Below are 17,332 nucleotides of genomic sequence, written 5' to 3'. Positions count from 1 at the left end.
AAAATTTCTGAACGAGGGGATGTTACTATGAATAAAGAAAAAGTATTAGAGATTGCGAAAGAGCAAAATATTAGGTACATTCGTCTACAATTTACAGATTTATTCGGGAAGATTAAGAATGTTGAGATTCCAGTTGGCCAGTTATCAAAAGCATTGGATAATAAAATAATGTTTGATGGTTCATCAATCGAAGGATTTGTACCTATTGAAGAATCAGATATGCTTTTATACCCTGACTTAAGTACATTTATTATTTTGCCGTGGAAAGTAGAGCAAGGTAAAATAGCGCGTCTCATTTGCGATATCTATTATCCGGATGGTACGCCGTTTGAAGGGGATCCGCGCTCAAATCTCAAAAGGATTTTGGAAGAAATGAAAGATCTAGGATTTACTGATTTCAACGTAGGACCTGAACCTGAATTCTTTTTGTTCAAGCTAAATGAGAAAGGTGAACCAACTCTTGAAGTGAATGACCAAGGCGGCTATTTTGACCTTGAACCAATGGATCTTGGGGAGAATTGCAGGCGAGATATTGTGTTTGAACTTGAAGGAATGGGCTTTGAAATAGAGGCATCTCATCATGAAGTTGCAGCTGGGCAGCATGAGATAAATTTTAAATATCAAAATGCACTAAAAGTATGTGATGATATACAAACATTTAAACTGGTTGTAAAAACAGTTGCACGTAAGCATGGTCTTTACGCGACCTTTATGCCAAAACCACTGTATGGGATAAATGGTTCCGGAATGCATTGTAATCTAAGTTTGTTCAGAGATAATGTAAATGTTTTTTATGATGAAGAAGGAGAGTTAGAAATTAGCGACACTGCTAGGAACTTTGTTGCTGGAATATTAAAACATGCGACAAGCTTTACGGCTATTACAAATCCAACTGTAAATTCATATAAACGACTTCTTCCAGGATTTGAAGCTCCGTGTTATGTGGCGTGGTCGGCACGAAATAGAACGCCACTTATTCGTATCCCAGCATCTCGTGGTTTAGGTACCCGTGTTGAGGTGCGTAGTGTTGATCCTTCCGCAAATCCATATTTGGCAATGGCAGTAATGTTAGCTGCTGGATTAGATGGGGTTAAGAATAAACTAGCTGTCCCCGACCCAATTGATCAAAATATTTATTTAATGACAAAAGAGCAACGTGTAGAAAAAAACATAGTTGATTTACCTGGGAATTTGGATCAAGCACTTGAACTCTTAAAAACAAATAAAGTAGTTAGGCATGCGCTAAGCAGCCATTTGTTTGATCATTTTATAAAGGCTAAAAAAATTGAATGGGATACTTACAAGGCACAAGTTCATCAGTGGGAACGTGATCAATTTATGGATTGATAATAATATTGGAGATTCCTACGTTTTTCAGGATGAACACCAAGAGCAACTGAATAATCGATAACAACTATCCCTTAATTAATAAATAAGTGATGTCTCTAAGTAGTATGTATTCTATTAAGAATTGATTGGAACGTGTAAGCTACGAAATACAAAGCGCCTGAACTAATTATGGTATGGAATATAGTAAAACAAACTACTAATTTTCTATGCAATAAGTAGTTGACGGGGTGGAGGTTTATCGATACATTCGGCGGATGCCTCCCGGCTGTAGCACACAGTCGTATTTTCTTTCTTAAAACATCAGAGGTAACTCGGTAAACAAAGGGAAGGAAATGTGCAAAGCATAAATTACAGAGGTGAGTCAGTAGGCTAAGTTTATTTGCTGCTTGCCTCCTTATTCTAAGGAGGGCCTGACTATGTGCGGAATTACAGGATATATAGGTACAGAAGAATCTAAGGAAATTTTACTAAGAGGCTTAGAAAAGCTTGAATATAGAGGGTATGACTCAGCAGGAATTGCAGTAGGCAATAAAGATGGTGTCCATATATATAAAGAAAAGGGCAGAGTAGCCAATTTGAGAGAAGCAATTGACAGCGATATTAGTGCACAGATAGGAATCGGACATACACGGTGGGCCACACATGGTAAACCTACACGTGATAATGCTCATCCACACCAAAGCGCATCGAAGCGTTTCACATTGGTTCATAATGGTGTTATTGAAAACTATATGATGTTAAAGAGCAACTATTTACAAGATGTTCACTTTCAAAGTGATACAGATACGGAAGTCATTGTACAGTTGCTTGAAAAATTTACAGAGCAAGGAATGGGAACAGAAGAAGCATTCCTCAAAACACTTAATTTATTAGATGGATCATACGCTATCGCATTACTGGATCAGGAATCTACAGATGTCATTTACGTTGCAAAAAATAAAAGCCCGATACTTATCGGAGTTGGGAATGACTTCAACGTTGTAGCAAGTGATGCGATGGCGATGATACATGTAACTGACTCATATATGGAGTTAATGGATAAAGAAATGGTTACAGTGAAAAAGGATTCTATAATCATTAAAAATCTTGAAGGTGAAAAACAAGATCGAGCAACATATAAAGCGGAAATTCATGAAGGTGATATAGATAAAGGAATATATCCTCACTTTATGTTGAAGGAAATAGATGAACAACCTTTGATGATCAGAAAAATTATTCGGTCTTATCAAAATGAAAATGAGCAACTATCGGTAAAGAGCGATATAATTTCGGCAATGAAAGAGGCAAGTCGTATTTATATTATCGCATGTGGAACAAGCTATCATGCCGGTTTGGTTGGTAAGCAGTTTATGGAAAGTTTGGCGGATATTCCGGTAGAAGTGCATGTGGCGAGTGAATTTAGTTATAATATGCCACTCTTATCTGCAAAGCCATTATTCCTATTTATTTCGCAAAGTGGGGAAACGGCAGATAGTAGAACGGCCCTTGTTCGAGTGAAAGAAATGGGTTTTACAACGATTACAATAACAAATGTTCCAGGATCTACCCTTTCAAGAGAAGCTGATTACACGATGTACTTACATGCTGGACCCGAATTGGCCGTGGCATCAACCAAAGCGTATTCAGCTCAGCTAACTGTATTAGCTATCCTTGCAGATGTTGCATCCACTTCCAATGGAAAAAGTTCGGGAATAAATCTCATAAGCGAGTTATCAATTATTGCAAATGCAATGGAAGTACTGTGTAACTCTAAAACTGAAATAGAAAAAATCGCGACTCAGTATCTTTCCACTACACGGAATTGCTTCTTCATAGGTCGCGGGATTGATTATTTTGTTAGTTTGGAAGGTGCCTTGAAGTTGAAAGAAATCTCATACATTCAGGCGGAAGGATTCGCTGGCGGAGAACTAAAACATGGGACAATTGCATTGATAGAAGAGGGGACCCCCGTCATCGCACTCGCTACTCAAGACAAGGTCAACTTGAGCATCCGGGGCAATGTAAAAGAAGTTGCTGCACGTGGTGCTAATCCTTGTATCATCTCTATGGAAGGGCTTGAGACGGACGAAGATCGTTTTGTCTTACCCAAAACACATGAATTACTAACACCTCTTATCTCTGTAATCACTTTCCAACTTCTTGCATATTACGCAGCATTGCACCGCGGTTGCGATATTGATAAACCAAGGAATTTGGCGAAAAGTGTGACAGTAGAATGAGAATATAGTTATTGTAGATTTATTATGTAGTATGGAGAAAGAGAAGACTTATAAAATTAAAAATTGGGAATTGGTTGAAGACACCGAGTGTTTACTCTAATTGTTGAGCACTTTAAAAGAAATAAAGAAATCCTCTTAGGATCTTATCCTAAGAGGATTTCTTTATTTCTCCATATGGTCTACGGATAAGGCCTACTTGTATAGATGGCTTTCGGTAACTCGTGTGAATGCGCTTACAAATGAATTGTAAAGCCTATTGACATTAGTTCTTCGAGCATCTATTATTCTAATAACGACTATATAGCGACATTTGTTAATTTTGAAAATATTCCATTCTGGGGAGATGTTTATATGGTGCAAGCTGATGAGAAAGAGATAAACTTTTGGGCGGCTTTGGTCCCTTTAGTTGTGATGATTGTTGTGATGATTTTTACGGTAGTAAAATTAAAGCAAGGGCCTCATATACCATTAATCATCGGAACAACTGTGGCTGCTTTGGTGGCTTGGAAGGCCGGATATACATGGAAAGATATTGAAGAAATGATGTATAAGGGAATACGTCTTGCTCTTCCTGCAGTCGTCATTATCATTTTAGTTGGATTGACGATAGGCTCGTGGATGGGCGGCGGTATTGTTGCTACAATGATTTATTATGGCCTGCAAATTATTACACCTTCATGGTTTCTTGTCTCAATTGCACTGATTTGTTCAATCGTCTCTTTAGCGATTGGAAGCTCTTGGTCGACGATGGGTACGATAGGTGTAGCGGGAATGGGAATCGGTTTAAGTATGGGAATTCCAGCGGGAATGATCGCTGGAGCAATCATTTCCGGCGCTTACTTTGGAGATAAGATGTCTCCGTTATCGGACACTACTAATCTAGCGGCGGGATTGACGGGTACAGATTTGTTCGATCATATTAAGCACATGCTGTATACGACAGTACCGGGTCTAGTCATTGCATTAAGTGTCTTTGCAGTTTTAGGGAAGAGGTTTGCTGCTAATAATATTGATGCCGCAGAAATTGCGGAAACAGCAAAAGTGTTACAGGAGAGCTTCCTTATTACGCCATACCTGTTAATTGTGCCACTGATTGTAATTATGATGGTTGCGATGAAAATTCCGGCGGTTCCAGCGCTTGTCGTTGGAATAATCCTAGGATTTCTCTCGCAAATCTTCGTTCAAGGAGGTTCGCTAGTAGGTGGAATCGAAGCGTTACAAACTGGTTTTGCAATTGCAACGGGCAATGAAATGGTAGATGCATTGTTTAATGGTGGTGGTCTGGATTCGATGATGTATACAGTTTCTATGACAATTGTTGCGATGACATTTGGGGGAATATTAGAGTTTTCCGGAATGTTACAGGCGATTATGAACCAGTTATTGAAAGTTGTTAAATCGACAGCGTCTTTAATAACGTCGACGATTGCAGCTTGTATTATAACAAATGCAACTTGTGCGGAGCAGTACATTTCAATCGTGGTACCTTCTCGAATGTTCAGTAAGGCATATAAGAAGCAGGGGCTACATTCAAAGAACTTATCTAGATCACTTGAGGATGGTGGAACGCTAACCTCTGTCTTCATCCCTTGGAATACTTGCGGTGTGTTTATTTTTGGAACACTAGGTGTTAGTGTTGTTGAGTATGGTCCGTATGCAATTTTAAATCTTGCGGTACCGATTATAGGCATACTTTATGGCTTGACTGGATTTTCGATTGTGAAGTTAACAGAACAAGAGATGGTAGAAAATGAAAAAGAAGTGATACTGAAAGAAGAAGTGAGCATGGGTGGATAAGTAAGAGGGATTGAATTAAATCCCTCATACTTATCAAAAGTATAAAGCAAAATCGAACTCGTAAAGGGTTCTTGGCCTTCCTTGACGATAGGTCATTTCCTCACCAACAATAATGGCGTAATTGAATTCGACAAGTGTTTTTAGCGTTCGTTCGGCGGTTCGGCGTGTGACACCTAGATAGAGTGATAAATCATGTGCTGTAAATTGTTTTGACTGGCGTGACTGGCTAAACATTATTAGTTTGGAAATATTCGCTGGGCTCAACTTTGTTTTTGCGGCCATTTCAACAAGCTCGGGTTCATTTAACTTCATGTCGATAGTACTGCTAGATTGAGGAAAGGGTCCGTGCATTTTTTTATGTGAATCTAATAAATAAAATGATTGGTTATCGTTTTTCTGAATGAATTCTAAGGCCAAGTGTGCATTTTCAGTTGCATCGACAATCGTTTCACCACAACCAAATGCAATTTTAGTGTCCTGATCCACTGTTTGGAACAAGGTAAGGAATGCTTGGCTTTTTAGTGCGAATTCAACGTTACCCATAGTGGTGTATATTGTATACTTAGTCTGTTGTTTACTCCATTGTGCTTGCATAATAGAAGAAATTTGATCCACGAATGGATTTAGATTATGATCAGGATTTGCGTTCTTAACAATACCTACTGCAATTTGAGCAGCATCACTTTTATGTAAAATGGCTTGCTGTTTTACTTGTTCAATCGTTTGTAATAAAGAACTTTCAGGGTCAATCATTCTAATCGCAGGGATTTTGTTTTGCTTTAATTGCTTGTAAACTGCATGCACACTTGTAATTGCCATATCGGTTTTACCTAGAACGGATAGATTTTTATGAAAAGAAGTGATCTTGTCTATTTCCTCAAGATCCTTTAGCAGATGGATAAAAGGCAATGATGTTGTTTGGTTCAAATCATTGATCACGTTATTGATGTGCTTGACATCCCTAATATCGATGGATATTCGATTCAAATCTAGTTGTTTTTGTGTAGCCAAATGTAACAACGTGATGGCAACGGCGGTTTCATCCTGCTTCATATATAATACGGGAATGGTGACACTTTTGAGTTCATTTTTTGCAAATAGATGGGGGAGTGAGCCTGAGAAAAGTATTGCATCACATGGTTTAAGGGTATTTATTAAAAGAGCTGTTTCCTTGGGTTCATCATATTGATACGGAATAAGTTCAATGTCATGTCGATTTATAACAAGCTTTTTAATGCGAGTGCAAAAGTCTTTAGGTCCGATAATTGCAATTTTTACTTTCAAAAGAACATCTCCCTTTAATAGCGTCTATTTAACGACAATGATACAATTAATAAAAGAAATAGCCAAAGGAAAGGTTTTGAGATTATGAAAATAACTGAAATTGAAATCTATGCAATCCATTTACCGCTTCATGAACCATTTGTTATTAGCTATGCTACATATGATTACATGCCGTCTATCATTGTGAAAATTACAACCGATTCTGGCCATATAGGCTACGGAGAAGGAGTTGCTGATGAGCATGTAACAGGAGAAAGTTGGGAAGGTACGTTTGCCCTCTTGAAAAATACACTTGCACCAAAACTTATTGGTGAAAATCCAAAGAATATGGAACGGATACACGAATTAATGGATGCAGAAGTCTATGGTGTCCCAACAGCAAAGGCAACGATTGATATCGCTTGTTATGACGTTGTAGGGAAATCTTTGGGTGTACCTGTGTATGACTTGCTAGGCGGAAGGTATCACGAGGAATTTCTGATTACACATGTATTAAGTATCGCATCTCCAGAAGCAATGGCAAATGAGGCTGAGGAACGTGTAGCAGCCGGTTACCGTTCGATGAAGATGAAGGTTGGTACCGAAGTTTTGGAAGACGTGAAACGAATTGAAGCAGTTCGTAATCGTGTTGGCTATGACATTGCAATTCGCGTCGATGTAAACCAAGGATGGAAATCGAGTGCTACTACACTCCAAGGTCTTCAAAAGCTGGAACATTGTTCGCTTGATTGGTTAGAACAGCCCGTGAAAGCTGACGATGTCGATGGCATGGTCGAAGTGAAATCCAAGTCATCAATACCGATGATGATAGATGAGGGTTTGCGCGGTGTGCGTGATATGAGAGAAATCATCGCAAAGCGTGCTGCGGACAAAGTGAATATTAAACTCATGAAGTGCGGCGGAATTTATCCGGCAACAAAGCTTGCCCATATGGCTGAAATGGCTGGGATAGATTGTCAAGTGGGTTCAATGGTTGAATCGTCTATTGGTTCAGCTGCAGGATTCCATGTGGCCTTCTCGAAAAAAGTCATTACAACTGTTGAATTGACAGGACCCTTAAAATTCAGCAAAGATGTTGGGAATCTTCACTATGACGTTCCTTTCATTCGATTGAATGACAAACCAGGGTTAGGTATCGACATTGATGAGGAAATTTTACGTGAGTTGACAGTGTTTTCGGAGAAGGTAAGCGGATGATAAAAAAGATTTTACTTAAAAGTGGGAAAGAAATTGCGATTGAACGATTAACAAAGGATCATGTGGATGTTGTTCTAGAACTTCAACAAACAGTGATTGACGAACTCACCACCAAATCAGTTTTGGAGCCATTGTCAAAGGATGAATTTTTATTTATGCTTAACGGTAAGGGCCTCATGATTGGTGCTTTTTATAATGAGAAACTAATCGCATTTCGGGCGATGTTGGAACCGGAATTGGATGATGAGCATTTAGGTAAGGATGCTGGTTTACCTGAAAGCGAGTGGCCATTTGTGTTGTACTCAGAAATTACCAACATCAATCCTGAATTTCGAGGGAATAATTTACAAGTGTTACTCGGAAAGATTCTTATGGATGAAGTGGATACAAAACGGTTTCGCTACATATGTACAACAGTAGCTCCTTTTAATATTGCCAGTTTAAAAGACAAATTCGCACACGGATTGAAGATTGTATCGCTCAAAATAAAATATGGTGATTTACTTAGGTATATACTGATGAAGGATTTAGCTAGTCCTGTCGAAGAAGGTGGGTCCTCTGAAAGCCGTAACATATTGATGGCTAATACAGAAGAGCAACAGCAGCTGCTTGGAAGTGGATGGATTGGAACTCGAATCGAGAAGACAAACGAAGAATGGTTCGTACGATACGAGAAATAAGTAAAATAAAAATGAATAAAACTATTAAAACATCCTGTCCAATGGTGAAAATTAGACAGGATGTTTTTGTGTTTATTAAGAAGGACATTCTTTTTGTTGTTGGACAATTTTTTTAATAAAGAAACTATAGAGGTTGAACTAATGATTCTCACAAAATAAGAATAGTGTTGATTTCCTTTCCGAGTGGACAGTGCGGAAGTTACAGTTCAATCTTTCCCTGACGCTTTCCGTGGGGCGGGCGGTGAGTCTCCTCAGTCGCTTTGCTCCCTGCGGGGGTCTCACCTGTCCCGCTAATGAAGCCACTGAAAAAGTCCGATTTTCTTCAATCACGTTGGTTTCCGTTCCAATCGGACGCTTTCCGCGGGCACGGCTTCAGTCTCCTCGTCGCGAAAAGCGCGCTCCTGCGGGGCCTTCAGCTCGCGCTGTTCCCGCTGGAGTCGCCGATTTCCACTCCAACCAACTGAATGTCACATACTTTTGTTCGAAGTATATAGAGAATTGTCTTGTTTTTAAGCAGGTTGTAATAGATGAAGTTGAGTGTAGAAATCTAATGATTGATATATTTTCGAACTGTATAGGAATTTTATATTAATACTAGCACTAGCACATCATGGGTAGAAATCCGTGGCAGTTGGTCACTAATAAGTCAGAAGTGATTGTATAGGTAGGGCTTTTCGTATATACTTAGATTGATTACTCGGAAGATTCCGACTATATTTGCGGACCGGGTGACAACAGAAAAATTGGGGAGGAATAACATTGAGAAAATCAAAACGCTTTTTGTCTTTGGGGTTTCTGTTATTATCTATCAGTCTAATTGTCTCTGGCTGTGGCACTGATTCCGGGAAGTCGGATACACCCAAAACAGGGGATGAGGGGAAGAAAAAGCTTATCGTTGCAACTGATGCGACGTATGCACCTATGGAATATATGGACGAAAATGGTGAAATCGTAGGGATTGACATTGATATTGTAAATGCGATTGCTGAGGCCGCAGGAGTTGAAGTTGAATATAAAAACTATGGTTGGGAGCCATTATTCCCAGCAGTAAAAGGTGAAGAAGTAGATTTTGCTGTGTCATCAATTACGATAACTGAAGTTCGACAAAAAGAGTTTGATTTTACGGATCCATACTTTCAAGCAAATCAATTAATTCTAGTTCCGGAAGATTCGGACGTTACGAAGTTTGAGGATCTAAAAGATAAAAGAGTATCTGCTCAAATTAATACAACGGGGCATATTGTTGTAAGGGAATTATTGGGAGATACGAGTTCGAAAATTGTTGCAGCTGAAACTATGCCATTTGCGATTATGGAAATGATTAATGGCAATGCTGATGCGTCTGTTGGAGATAATGCAGTTATTATCGATTATCAGAAAAATAATCCGAATGTTAAATTAAAATTAATTGAAGATCCGAGTTTTGAAATTGAGTATTATGGTTTGATGGTTAAAAAAGGAAACCAGGAAGTAATTGATATATTGAATGAAGGCATTAAGATAATTAAAGAAAATGGTAAATTAAAAGAAATCACAGGTTTTGATGTAGATTAAGTATTTGTCATCATTTTATATCTGCAGATGATCTTGGGGGTGGTTACTATTGATTTTCTTGATATACGCTTTGACGTAATATGGAACTACAGGGAATTATTTATTCGGGGTATGGGTATTACTTTAGCGCTTACTTTAATTGGTTATCTTGGGGGATTCATATTAGGGTTATTCGTCGGATTAGGAAAAATGTCTAAAAGAAAATGGATTTACTTTCCGGCAAAATACTATGTCGATTTCTTCAGAGGCACCCCGTTATTAGTACAAATATTATTAATTCATGTAGCCGTGATTCCCTCTCTATTTGGGCATTCCTTGGGCCCATTTGTATCAGGGGTAACCGCGCTTATATTAAATAGTGCAGCATATAATGCCGAAATTATCCGTGCGGGTATTCAATCAATTGAAAAAGGACAAACAGAAGCGGCAAGGTCACTTGGTATGACAGCCGGTATTGCGATGAGGCTTATTGTGTTGCCACAAGCAATTCGACGAATGATTCCACCATTAGGCAATGAGTTAATCGCACTTCTTAAAGATTCATCACTTGTGACTGTCATTGCGGCAAACGACTTGCTGTATGCAGGAAAAGTGGTATCCGGAGCGAGTTTTCGAACTTGGGAGCCTTATATAACGATTGCTATACTTTATTTGATGCTAACCTTTATTTTCACACTAGTGATTTCATATGTGGAAAAGCGATTTAGTAATAGTTATGTCCCATCACAAAGAAAAAGTATCTTTTCTTTTGGGCGAAAATCGGCAGGAAGGTGAAAACATGATTGAAATTAAAGGGTTGCATAAATCGTTTGGAAATTTAGAAGTACTAAGAGGAATGGATTGCTTGGTGAAGGAAAAAGAAGTAGTTTGTGTAATCGGACCTAGTGGATCAGGGAAAAGTACTTTTTTACGGTGCATAAATCTATTAGAAAACATTACAGCTGGGGAAGTATTTATTGACGGAGTTAAAGTGAATGACCCTAAAACAGATATTAATGAAATTCGAAAAAATGTAGGTATGGTATTTCAACAGTTTAACTTATTTCCACATATGCGTGTGTTAGAAAACATTACAGCCGCGCCAAAAAAAGTGAAGAATATGCCGACGCAGGATGCAAATCGTTTAGCTCATCAATTGTTAGAAAAAGTGGGGCTAAGTGATAAAGCGAATGCATATCCTGAACAATTATCAGGAGGACAGCAGCAGAGGGTCGCAATTGCCCGTGCGCTGGCAATGCAACCAAAGATTATGTTGTTCGATGAACCAACTTCTGCACTTGATCCAGAAATGGTTAAAGAGGTTCTGGATGTTATGAAGCAACTTGCTAACGAAGGAATGACAATGGTTGTTGTGACACATGAAATGGGCTTTGCAAGGGAAATGGGTGACCGGGTTTTATTTATGGACCAAGGCATGCTTGTTGAGGAAGGTAAACCTGACCAAGTGTTTAATCATCCGAAAAATGAGCGCACTAAAGCGTTTTTAAGTAAGGTGTTATGAGAAATGAAGAGAAGGCAGGGTTCAATTTACTCACTATAATTACTATAAATTAAGTAGGGCCACACTTTATGCTGGGTTTTATCAGCGCATCGTGTGGTCTATTTCAATTCGATTTATAGGTACATTTCAATTTGCTAGCGCATATAGTTTCTAACTAGGCCGTTGTACAGGTTTTTGTCTGAATTGTGAAAGGAAGTGTAGACGGTGCAGGTTTTTTATGTGGTTCGACCTGATGATACATTGTCCAATGTTGCGAAGCGATGGGAACTTCCATTGGATTCTCTGCTTGCAGCAAATAATTTGAATGAGACTGATAAAATTAGTCGGGGCCAGCAGCTGTCAATGCCGCCTGGCGTCGAAGTTTATAAAGTGCAAACAGGAGACTCAGTGTACCGGATATCTCAACTTTACGGTGTTCCGTTAGCCGTCATTATTGAAGCGAACGAGTTAACAGCACCTTATATTTTACAGGCCAATCAACTATTGAAAATCCCGGCAGGAGTCCCCTATTATGTTGTTCAAGAAGGAGACACGCTGGATCAGATTGCAAAGCGTTTTAATGTGACTAGAGAAGGACGAAGTGGTCCAGTTATAATAGAAAAGATTAACAAGCTATCATCTACGGTGGTTGATCCGGGGATGAAGTTAGAAATACCTCATACTTCCCCTAATGAACTTGGCTTTCTTGCCTATACATCGAATCGCGGTGGAAAGTATGATATTTGGGTATATGATTTACAAAGCGGAGAGAATGAACAGCTTACAACTGGATTAGGAGATTCCTTTTCTCAACCAGTTTGGTCGCCAGACAGTAGCGGTATTGCATTTGTAGGAAAGGACCGGATTATTTACGTTATTTATCTCACCACCGGTCTAATCGGAGGTGTGGATCAGCTGACTGAGGGAGGAGATTTCACGCTAGATTGGTCACCGGATAGTGTTAGCTTGGCTTACGCGGCTCGGGGAATGATCGTATTGTATAATGCCATATTACACGAGGCTTTAGAAGTAAGGCAGTCTGATGCGTCTGATGTAAGTTGGTTCCCTAGTGGTAGGGAACTACTATTTCAAGCACCTGATGCATCGGGTGTAAGTCAGCTTTATCGCTGCGAGACAATTGGAACAAACAAGTGGCAACTAACGAATAATTCAGGGGGGCCTCTTCAACACGCTCGACTGTCGCCCGATGGATTGTACGCGCTATATACAACGCCAGGTGCGAATGTTTCTCTCATTGAAACAGTAGAAATTTCAACAGGCAAAGTGTTTGAAGTCGAAGGTGGGCCTGAGGCTAAAAACTATTTTCCAGTATGGTCGCCGGATTCATTGAGAATTGCCTATAGCGCAACTGCGTTTGCGGATAAAGACTATTATTCACAAATTAGAAGTGTGGACCGTCATGGGCAAAATGATCAAGTGTCCGCATTAGCGGATTGTTTTTCAACGCCCGTCACTTGGTCGCCGAACGGGGGAGCCATAGCCTATTTATCGGGTTGTAAGGAATTAGGGGTTGCGAACCAAATGTGGATTGTAAATGTAATTCATCCCGTTCCAGTAAAGCTTATTGGTGGCGTTAATATAATGTCGATGCAATGGTCACCTACAGCGGTTGGGGAGTTGGCTAAAAAAGAATATACGAGTGAACTTTTTGATGTTAATCTTCAATATCCTGCAAATTGGGAGAGAGTAAATGACGAACGATATGAGGGCGGTGATGGCTTCTTTCAAATTTCAGCTATTTTTGGATCAAACAATATCGAAGAAGTTTGTCATGATGAAGCATTCCAAGAGTTGATGCCTTATGGTTCAATGCCTAAAATAATTAACTCAAGTTCGGCATATATTATAGCATGCACTATTTTACCCTCTGATGATCAGCTGGTCGATATGAAAGGGCAAGCGGCTTATATTGTTCAATATCCTGATCCAATTACGATTGGAGAAGATACTTATAATTACTTAATATTATGGGCTGATAAAGATCATATTAAAGAAATCTCCTCAACGATACAGTTTTTGCCTTAAATAGGGTAAGAAGAGCCGAATACTCCCCGTATTTTAAAATGAGGAGTATTCGGTTTTTGAAGTATCCTTATTTTCACATTTTCCGCTTTTTTGTATTAACTTTATTCTTCTTTGGTACAAGTTTCGTAAGTTCAGCAAGCTCTCTCGACATCTCTTCTTTCATGTCACCGGGCTTTATTTTCTGGTTTTTTGGCGTCTGTGGCAAAGAATTTTTGTTGTTACTTGCGCCTTTATGATTATCTCTCCCCATAATCGTCCCTCCTTCCACATTTTTAATCTTTCTTAATATGGACCTAAGAGTGCAAACTATTCCATAATGAAGCATTAAATTTGAAGGGGAAAAAACTCTGTATGTAGTTCTGAGATGAGGTAAAGTGACTAGGCCGAAGACGAAAAGTGAAGATTTATTTGTGTATATTATGGAGGAGTGGTAGTAAGGAACTGGAGATTGGGAGATTTTAGATTTTTATGTCAGTGCATTTGCATACCACTCAATTCAAAAGTCTGTATATTCTAATCTAATAGAATAATAAGTTTGATTTGTGTTAATATTAAGTTTGGAAGAATTGTGAAAATGTTAATAGGTTTTTTAAACTGACGGAGGGGACTTCTAATGATTAGCAAAGTTATCACTAAGGATATGGCTGAGGTATTATTTTCAGCCTATGAGACTAGACAATCTATTTCAAAAGTGAACTTTCAAGAAGTAAATGATAAATCAGCGGCTTATAGTATTCAGAAACAAGTAACGTCTAAAAAGATGATATTAAATAAAGACCCTCAGATTGGCTATAAAATTAGTTTGACGAGTGAAGAAACACAAAGGATGTTTAGTTCGGAAACGCCGCTATATGGTGCATTTACTGCTTCTAATATTGTTGAAGAGACGATTGAACTAGATAAAATGATTTCTCCACTAATTGAACTTGAGTTGGTTTTTATAGTAAAGGAAGAACTTACAACTGAGGATGATCTGGAGTTGATTTTACAAAAAGTGTTAATAGCACCTGGACTTGAAATTCCAGATTCACGGTTCAATGACTGGTTTCCAAAACTAAGTTTATATCAGGTAATTGCGGATAGCGCTGTCGCTGGAAAAGTAATGGTTGGAAAACCTTCAAAAAAACTATCTATGAATCAGTTAACATACATGAAGGGGACATTAAAGTTCAACGGGGAAATCATCGGTTCTGGTACTTCAGAGGAAGTTCTAGGGAATCCAGTCAATGCCGTGAAGTGGTTAGTCGATGAATTGGCTACACACGGTCAAACTCTCAAGAAGGGAGAAATTATCTCATCTGGGACATTTATCATGCCTAAAGTATTGAAAAAAGGGAAGTATGAAGCAGAATTTGAAGGTGTCGGAGAACTAGTCCTTAATGTTGTGTGATTTAAGGACACAATCTGTTAGATATAGAAGTGAGTGATTACCGTGGACAGTAGTTCTAAAAAAATAATTGTGCTGATAATAATAGTCATGGCTCCAGTTATTTTCTTGTGGATACTTACGGGGAAATGGATTGCCAATGGACAAAAACCTATCGCAGATGGAACAAATGATTATGCAATCATTCTGGGCGCGAAAGTGAATGGTGAGATTGCTTCGCTTTCGTTGCGATATCGGCTAGATGCAGCTTTAGATTATGCGAATCAATATCCGCATGTACGGCTCATTTTATCTGGCGGCCAAGGTGTCGGGGAACATATTAGCGAAGGTGAAGCCATGAAAAAGTATCTGATGGAAAAAGGGATAGATGAGCACCGATTACTAGTAGAGTCGGCGTCCACTTCTACGTATGAAAACATTCTGTATTCAAAAGAATTGATGCCTCCCACAGTTGAATCGGTAACCATAATCACGAGCGATTATCATCTCGAAAGGTCAAAGAGAATTGCACAAAGCCTTGACCTTCAAACCGATGTGGTGGCAGCCAAAACACCGAAAGTAGTCGAACAGAAGCTTAGATTACGGGAACGACTAGCCCTTATTAAAACGGCTATCATCGGAAAGTGACAGCCGTTTTATGCATTAAGTGAATATAAAAAATGGTTATTTATTCTTGCCAATTATGTTTTTGAAGACAGAGATAATGGGCACGGATTGCTTTGGTATACTAGTATTATTCAAATGGTTGCTCATTTTCTCCGGATAATCTGTAAAAATTGCACGTACGCCAATTTCTTTTAACGCCTTCATTTGAGATGCTTTATTAACCGTGAAGACTTGAACGGGAACACCTTCCTCAATTACTTTTTTAGCGGAGGACCTTAAAGCTGCATGTTTTGTTATATGCAATGCGTCGGTTGGAATAGCGCGAATGTATTGAAGCGGATCGACTAACACTTCCATAAATAAGGCGGCTGTTTGAATATGGGGAGCGAGCTGTTTTACCGTTCGAATCATTTCATGATTGAATGAAGAAATGACAACACGAGAATCTAATTTCATCGCCCCTACAAGATCCAAAACTTTTTCTGCCATCCCAGGGTAAGGAAAAACATCGGATTTCAACTCGATGTTGAGTTGAAGAGAAGTTTCCGAAAAAAGCTCAAGAACCTCAAACAAGGTTGGAATCACTTCCCCTTTGCATTCCTTCGAAAACCATGCGCCAAAATCATATTTTTTTAATTCATTCAGTGTCATGTCTTTGACGAATCCTTTTCCATTCGATGTTCTGTTAATTTTCTCGTCATGAATAATGACTAGTTCCCCGTCCCTTGTCATGTGAACGTCAAATTCCACACCGAAAATCGGTAGTCTAGCGGCTTCTTTAAATGCGGCAAATGTATTTTCCGGGTGTGTTCCCGACGATCCACGATGTGCGTATATATCCATTGAACTAGCTCCTTTTCAAAGTAGTAACGATCGTTAATTAATCCTTTGCTTATTCTATTATATCGCAGAGGAGAATTGAAGGGGAAGAGGCTGTCTATTGAGATTAAGATATATATGTAGTATGTGGTATTTTTATTAATAAAGGATTGGGGTATAAGTGGACGTTGAAAATCTTCAATGCACCATCCAATCCGAATTTAATGTAAGATAACTATAGCAAATGAACTTGGGAAAAGGTGTTGTTTATGAAGAAAGTTATTATTATAGGTTCGGGTATTTTAGGTGCCTCAACAGCCTACCAGTTAGCGAAGGCCGGGGCGCAAGTAACGGTTATTGATCGTCAAGATGCAGGACGTGCGACAGACGCAGCTGCGGGGATTATTTGTCCATGGGTATCACAAAGAAGAAACAAAGCGTGGTATGCACTCGCAAAGGGCGGCGCAGCATACTATTCATCACTTATTAAACAACTTGAAGAGGACGGAGAAACAGAGACTGGATACCGACAAGTTGGGGCGATTAGCTTACATACTAATTCGGTAAAACTGGATAAGATGGAAGAGCGAGCAGTGAAAAGGCGTGAAGACGCACCTGAAATCGGTAATGTTCGTCAATTGACCTCCTTTGAAACTATCGAAAAGTTTCCGCCTATATCACCGGAATTTAGTGCTGTTCATATTAGCGGTGCTGCACGTGTTAATGGCCGGGCATTACGACAAGCGCTCGTAAAAGCATCTGAAAAACGGTGGCGACCCCCGAAAGTTAGAGTTTTAATTATGCAGCTATTTGGTTGGTTTGAGTCCTGTATTCCACTGGACTTAAACCAGCCAATTTCATTTTAATTCGTTGATTGTTGTAATAATAAATGTACTTTTCGATTTTTTGTTTA

The 17,332-nt window shown here is 39.1% G+C and carries 15 protein-coding genes and 1 pseudogene; 12 read left to right on the top strand and 4 right to left on the bottom strand.

The annotated features are described in order from the left end of the window. Positions 1–27 precede the first annotated feature (27 nt). From glnA to nhaC, 3 genes are all read left to right on the top strand, one after another. Positions 28–1,347, top strand: coding sequence for a type I glutamate--ammonia ligase (gene glnA, locus KSU66_RS20760; protein WP_269053358.1), 1,320 nt, complete (start codon positions 28–30; stop codon positions 1,345–1,347). A gap of 419 nt (positions 1,348–1,766) precedes the next feature. Next, the gene (gene glmS, locus KSU66_RS20755) at positions 1,767–3,569 is read left to right on the top strand and encodes a glutamine--fructose-6-phosphate transaminase (isomerizing) (RefSeq protein WP_269053357.1); all 1,803 of its coding nucleotides are present in this window, start codon (positions 1,767–1,769) and stop codon (positions 3,567–3,569) included. A gap of 351 nt (positions 3,570–3,920) precedes the next feature. Further along, a complete protein-coding gene (nhaC, locus tag KSU66_RS20750; protein WP_269053356.1) occupies positions 3,921–5,366 on the top strand; it encodes a Na+/H+ antiporter NhaC in 1,446 nt (481 codons plus the stop codon). A 33-nt stretch (positions 5,367–5,399) separates the two neighbouring features. On the opposite strand, the gene KSU66_RS20745 is transcribed toward nhaC, so the two are convergent. Further along, entirely contained in the window at positions 5,400–6,650 is a 1,251-nt protein-coding gene (locus KSU66_RS20745; RefSeq protein ID WP_269053355.1) for a hypothetical protein, read from the bottom strand. A gap of 84 nt (positions 6,651–6,734) precedes the next feature. Here KSU66_RS20745 and KSU66_RS20740 point away from each other — a divergent pair, with 84 nt between their 5' ends. The 6 genes from KSU66_RS20740 to KSU66_RS20715 all read left to right on the top strand — a co-directional run bounded on the left by KSU66_RS20740 (position 6,735) and on the right by KSU66_RS20715 (position 13,607). Continuing rightward, on the top strand, positions 6,735–7,847 hold the full coding sequence (locus KSU66_RS20740) for a mandelate racemase/muconate lactonizing enzyme family protein (RefSeq protein WP_269053354.1): 1,113 nt from the start codon (positions 6,735–6,737) through the stop codon (positions 7,845–7,847). Further along, positions 7,844–8,527, top strand: coding sequence for a GNAT family N-acetyltransferase (locus tag KSU66_RS20735; RefSeq protein ID WP_269053353.1), 684 nt, complete (start codon positions 7,844–7,846; stop codon positions 8,525–8,527). Before KSU66_RS20740 ends, KSU66_RS20735 begins: the two co-directional genes overlap by 4 nt. 759 nt (positions 8,528–9,286) lie before the next feature. After that, positions 9,287–10,081 (top strand): basic amino acid ABC transporter substrate-binding protein, encoded by a 795-nt coding sequence (locus KSU66_RS20730; RefSeq protein WP_269053352.1) that lies wholly within the window; start codon positions 9,287–9,289, stop codon positions 10,079–10,081. Between the two features lie 48 nt (positions 10,082–10,129). Next, entirely contained in the window at positions 10,130–10,855 is a 726-nt protein-coding gene (locus KSU66_RS20725; protein ID WP_269053374.1) for an amino acid ABC transporter permease, read from the top strand. Positions 10,856–10,859: 4 nt separating this feature from the next. Then, positions 10,860–11,582, top strand: coding sequence for an amino acid ABC transporter ATP-binding protein (locus KSU66_RS20720; protein WP_269053351.1), 723 nt, complete (start codon positions 10,860–10,862; stop codon positions 11,580–11,582). 204 nt (positions 11,583–11,786) lie between these two features. After that, positions 11,787–13,607, top strand: a complete 1,821-nt coding sequence (locus KSU66_RS20715) for a LysM peptidoglycan-binding domain-containing protein (protein ID WP_269053350.1) — start codon at positions 11,787–11,789, stop codon at positions 13,605–13,607. 73 nt (positions 13,608–13,680) lie between these two features. On the opposite strand, the gene KSU66_RS20710 is transcribed toward KSU66_RS20715, so the two are convergent. Beyond that, positions 13,681–13,857, bottom strand: a complete 177-nt coding sequence (locus KSU66_RS20710; protein ID WP_269053349.1) for a YfhD family protein — start codon at positions 13,855–13,857, stop codon at positions 13,681–13,683. A gap of 363 nt (positions 13,858–14,220) precedes the next feature. Between KSU66_RS20710 and KSU66_RS20705 the strand changes: the two genes are divergently transcribed. After that, positions 14,221–14,997, top strand: coding sequence for a 2-keto-4-pentenoate hydratase (locus tag KSU66_RS20705; protein ID WP_269053348.1), 777 nt, complete (start codon positions 14,221–14,223; stop codon positions 14,995–14,997). Positions 14,998–15,084: 87 nt separating this feature from the next. Beyond that, positions 15,085–15,621, top strand: coding sequence for a YdcF family protein (locus tag KSU66_RS20700; protein WP_269053347.1), 537 nt, complete (start codon positions 15,085–15,087; stop codon positions 15,619–15,621). Positions 15,622–15,657: 36 nt separating this feature from the next. On the opposite strand, the gene KSU66_RS20695 is transcribed toward KSU66_RS20700, so the two are convergent. Continuing rightward, positions 15,658–16,443 (bottom strand): glycerophosphodiester phosphodiesterase, encoded by a 786-nt coding sequence (locus tag KSU66_RS20695; protein WP_269053346.1) that lies wholly within the window; start codon positions 16,441–16,443, stop codon positions 15,658–15,660. 245 nt (positions 16,444–16,688) lie between these two features. Here KSU66_RS20695 and KSU66_RS20690 point away from each other — a divergent pair. After that, positions 16,689–17,186 (top strand): annotated as a pseudogene (locus tag KSU66_RS20690) (NAD(P)/FAD-dependent oxidoreductase); the annotation flags it as partial. A gap of 31 nt (positions 17,187–17,217) precedes the next feature. Here KSU66_RS20690 and KSU66_RS20685 read toward each other — a convergent pair. Then, positions 17,218–17,332, bottom strand: a 115-nt coding sequence (locus tag KSU66_RS20685; RefSeq protein WP_269051232.1) for an IS3 family transposase, incomplete at its 5' end; no start/stop codon positions are given.

It is taken from the genome of Sporosarcina sp. G11-34, from assembly GCF_026931025.1.
The sequence above is the reverse complement of the archived record's forward strand: the minus strand, read 5'-3'. Positions and strand labels throughout refer to the sequence as shown.